At 51.2% G+C, this 3836-nt stretch carries 3 protein-coding genes; 1 reads left to right on the top strand and 2 read right to left on the bottom strand.

Annotated features, from left to right (window positions below):
• Positions 1 to 788: 788 nt before the first annotated feature.
• Entirely contained in the window at positions 789 to 1544 is a 756-nt protein-coding gene (locus tag HMPREF3090_RS04695; protein WP_067972475.1) for an SDR family NAD(P)-dependent oxidoreductase, read from the top strand.
• A gap of 91 nt (positions 1545 to 1635) precedes the next feature.
• On the opposite strand, the gene HMPREF3090_RS04690 is transcribed toward HMPREF3090_RS04695, so the two are convergent.
• Both HMPREF3090_RS04690 and coaBC read right to left on the bottom strand, forming a co-directional pair.
• Positions 1636 to 2067: a hypothetical protein gene (locus HMPREF3090_RS04690; protein WP_070486067.1), complete on the bottom strand. Its 432-nt coding sequence runs from the start codon at positions 2065 to 2067 to the stop codon at positions 1636 to 1638.
• Between the two features lie 27 nt (positions 2068 to 2094).
• The gene (gene coaBC, locus HMPREF3090_RS04685; RefSeq protein WP_067972481.1) at positions 2095 to 3300 is read right to left on the bottom strand and encodes a bifunctional phosphopantothenoylcysteine decarboxylase/phosphopantothenate--cysteine ligase CoaBC; all 1206 of its coding nucleotides are present in this window, start codon (positions 3298 to 3300) and stop codon (positions 2095 to 2097) included.
• Between the last annotated feature and the right edge of the window lie 536 nt (positions 3301 to 3836).

Raw genomic sequence — 3836 nt, 5'->3', positions numbered from 1 at the left:
GTCACTCCTTTTCTGCCTTTGCGAACCCGACTAGACAAGGTGTGAGGGCCAATTCAAACCCAATTATAGAATGTGACAAAAGTCAGTACGCTGACTTTTGTGACCGATAAAAAAGCTGGATTTCACTCCAGCTTTTTTAATGCAATGATTTTTAATGGGGGGGGTGAGCATCTGTTCTGCTTTTTAATTTGAATATTAGCTTTGTTAAGGTTCAAGACGGCGGGGCCGTCTTGTGGAGATTATTTTATCTACTCAAGCCACAATTGGGTCTTACGAGTGTGTCTTCCTATTTACTAATCCACACTCGGGGGATCCGATTGTGTGTTGGTGGCTAGCAAGCCTCACTTAGAAGCTGCGAGTGTGGGTTCTTCTGTAGCAAGCCACACTCGACCTGTCCGATTGAATGTTGGCATTCCTTTACTCACACTCGCGCGTCTTAATTGTGGGTTGACAGGTTCCGATAGCTCTTCCAATAGTCCTTTCAATAAATTTTCAATAATAAGGGATCAATCAGGCATTTGAGAGCGGACGGCGAACAGAGTCATCCGCTAAAAAAAGAAGTTACCGCTGCCCGACTTGTTAATGAAGGCCGCATTCGCAAGTTCCCGCCAGCCTACTTGCTAACAGAGGGCAGCTAACTATTTCCAAACACGCTTAATCTCTTTTCCATATATAGGTGTAAACTATTTCCAATTAAAAACATTTTAAAATCGGAAGAATCTATTTTATGGTGAAAATGTAGGATGTAAGAATGAAAACACCCTATGTAAACTAAGGAGGAATGTTTTATGTCTTATAATCGTTTTGTTGATAAAGTCGTCATTGTCACTGGCGCTGCATCGGGGATTGGTGAGAAGGCTGCGAAGTCCTTTGCCGAAGAATCTGCCCAAGTTGTGGTGGCTGACATTAATGACGAAGAGGGCCAACGTGTGGTCGACGAGATCAAAGAAGCTGGCGGCGAGGCGATTTTTGTCCATGCTGACTCCAGCCAAGAAGCAGACAACCGCAAGATGATCCAGGCGGCTGTCGACCAGTACGGCAAGTTGGACAGTGTGGTGGCCAATGCCGGTATCAATATTGAAGCGAAGATTGCTGACCTTTCTGTCGAAGACTATAAAAAAGTTCGCTCGATCAACCTCGACGGGACCTTCTATGCGAATAAATTCGCGGTTGAACAATTCCTCAAACAAGGCAATGGTGGGTCCATCGTCAATATCGGGTCTATCCACTCCCATGTGGCGCGTGAAGGCCTGACTGCTTATGCCACAACCAAGGGCGGCATCCAAATGCTGACCAAGCAAGTGGGGACCGATTATGCTGACCAAGGCATCCGCTGCAACATGGTCTGCCCAGCCTACATTAATACACCACTGACCGAAACCGTTGCCCCAGAAATCCGCAAAGAATTGGCTAACATGCACCCCATCAAACGCATGGGTGAAGTGGATGAAGTGTCTGCTGCCATCCTCTTCCTCGCTTCCGACGACGCTTCCTTCATCACCGGCTCAGATGTCAAGGTCGACGGGGGCTACACAGCCGTTTAGCGCCTTTGAAAAAAATTTAACTCATCTAAACAAACTAAAAGCCTTCCGCCAATCAGACTAGCGATTGGGGGAAGGCTGTTTTCTTTTGTATCTACATGGCGCGGTTATGGGGCCAAGCTAGGATGAGGCTAAAGATGAGGACCACAAAATAAACCAGGTTCAAGGGCCAGGTCTGGTCTTGGCCAAAAATCGCTAAGAGTCGGTCTACAATACCGAAGCTAGCAAAATACAGGCCAGCCAGGACTAGACTGAGGAGGCCCTGCCGGTAGAGGGGCCGGCGCTTATTTTTCTTGCCTCGAAGGAGGAGCCAGGCGGTCAAGGTCAGGCTGACCAGGGTCCAGATGGCCATAGAGAAGCCGGATCCCAGAGCTAAGGTGAAGGCTAGACCAATCCAGCCATCCATGAAGCCGCCTTCGCCAACTAGCGAAGCCACAGCGGGCAGGCCAGCGAAGGCCAGGCCTAGGAGTCCAAAGTAAATCAGTGGTAAGAAATTACAAACTTTCAAAGCTTTGAGTGTCTTCATACAAAAGAACCTCCTTGTGCTTAGTGCTTATTTTCTTTCCTTGAGGGCTTGAGCTAAGATGTGGGCCGCGATGCCATACTTGGACTGCTTGGCTACTGCTAGGACGTCCGTCGGGGTCACGATCTGGACCGCATTGTCCTCACTCGCAAAACCAATCCCGGCCTGGCTGACATCGTTGGCGACAATCATATGAGCGCCTTTCTTTTCTAGTTTCTGCCGGGCATAGTCCACGACATGCTGGGTCTCCGCCGCAAAGCCGATCACAAAGGCCTGGTCTTTAGGCAGGCTGGCCAGGATATCTGGATTCTCCGCTAAATCGAGCTGGAGGCCCTGGGCTTGGTCCTGTTTTTTAATCTTTTGCTCAGAAGCCTGGGCTGCCCGGTAGTCGCTCACAGCCGCCGCCATCACGAGGATGTCCGCGCTCTGGATCTCCTCATGCATGGCCGTGTAAAGCTCTTGGGCGGTCGTGACCTGGCGGGTTGTAATGCCAGGCAGGGCCGGCAGGCTTTGCGCTGAGGGCGTCTGAACCAGGGTCACCTGAGCGCCAGCTAGGAGGGCCACATGGGCGAGGGCCGTGCCCATCTTTCCCGACGAGCGATTAGACAGGTAGCGGACGGGGTCGAGCGGCTCCTCCGTTCCCCCGGCGCTGATGACTAGGCGTTGGCCAGTCAGGTCCAGGGGCCGGTCCAGATTTTGGCAGGCGAAGAAGGCCTCAATGCCCGCATGAATTTCTTCAATCTCCGGCATCCGTCCCTTGCCCTCATAGCCCTCAGCCAGGAAGCCATAGCCAGGTTCCAGGACGTAATGCCCATCTGCTCTCAGGCGGGCCACATTTCTTTGGACCGCCGCATTCGCCCACATCTTATGATTCATAGCTGGCACGAAGACGACGGGGCCCTGGTTGGCCAGGAGACTGCTCAGTGCCTCATTGTCCGCCAGTCCCTGAGCCATTTTCCCCAGGCTGTTGGCAGTCGCCGGCACCACCACGCTCACATCCGCCCAGTCCGCTAAGGCAATATGGGCCACCGGATCAGGATAGGCCACCCCTTCTCTTAAGACCGGATACTTGGTCAGAACTTCCAAGGTCTCTGCCGTCACGAAGCGCTCCGCAGCCGGCGTCAGGGCCACTCGCACCGAAGCCCCCGCTTTGATCAAGCGCCGCACCAAGCCCGGCACCTTATAAGCCGCAATCCCCCCGGTCACAACCACTGCAATCTGTTTACCTGTTAACACACAACCCCTCCATCTTCATTGGATAATTTGCTTAAAGTATAGCACAGATCCCTTCCAGCCCCAATAAAAAACGACGCTGCCTTGATTAGCGTTAGTCTACCTGTTAGGTGCATATTTTTTGATCAAAAGGACGCTACTGGCTAGAAACCGGTATTATCTCCTTTACTAATGCCATTTAGAGTCGCAATCCGGCATCATCTCACTTGCTAATGCCGTTTGGAGTCGCGATTCGGCATTATTCCTTCCGTTAATGCCGTTTGTAAATGATTAGCCCTCTGGATTTGATAGCGAATAACCAGGATACTGCCTCTTCTCTTATGATGTGGCAGCTTCTTGCTGGGATACTGCCTCTTCTCTTGCGATCTGGCAGTTTCTTGCTGAGATACTGCATCTTCTCTTACGATGTGGCAGTTTCTTGCTGAGATACTGCATCTTCTCTTACGATGTGGCAGTTTCTAACCGAGATACTGCATCTTCTCTTGCGATCTGGCAGTTTCTGACCGAGATACTGCATCTTCTCTTACGATGTGGCAGTT

This window comes from Aerococcus sp. HMSC23C02 (assembly GCF_001806805.1).
Lineage (GTDB): Bacteria > Bacillota > Bacilli > Lactobacillales > Aerococcaceae > Aerococcus > Aerococcus sanguinicola.
The sequence above is the reverse complement of the archived record's forward strand: the minus strand, read 5'-3'. Positions and strand labels throughout refer to the sequence as shown.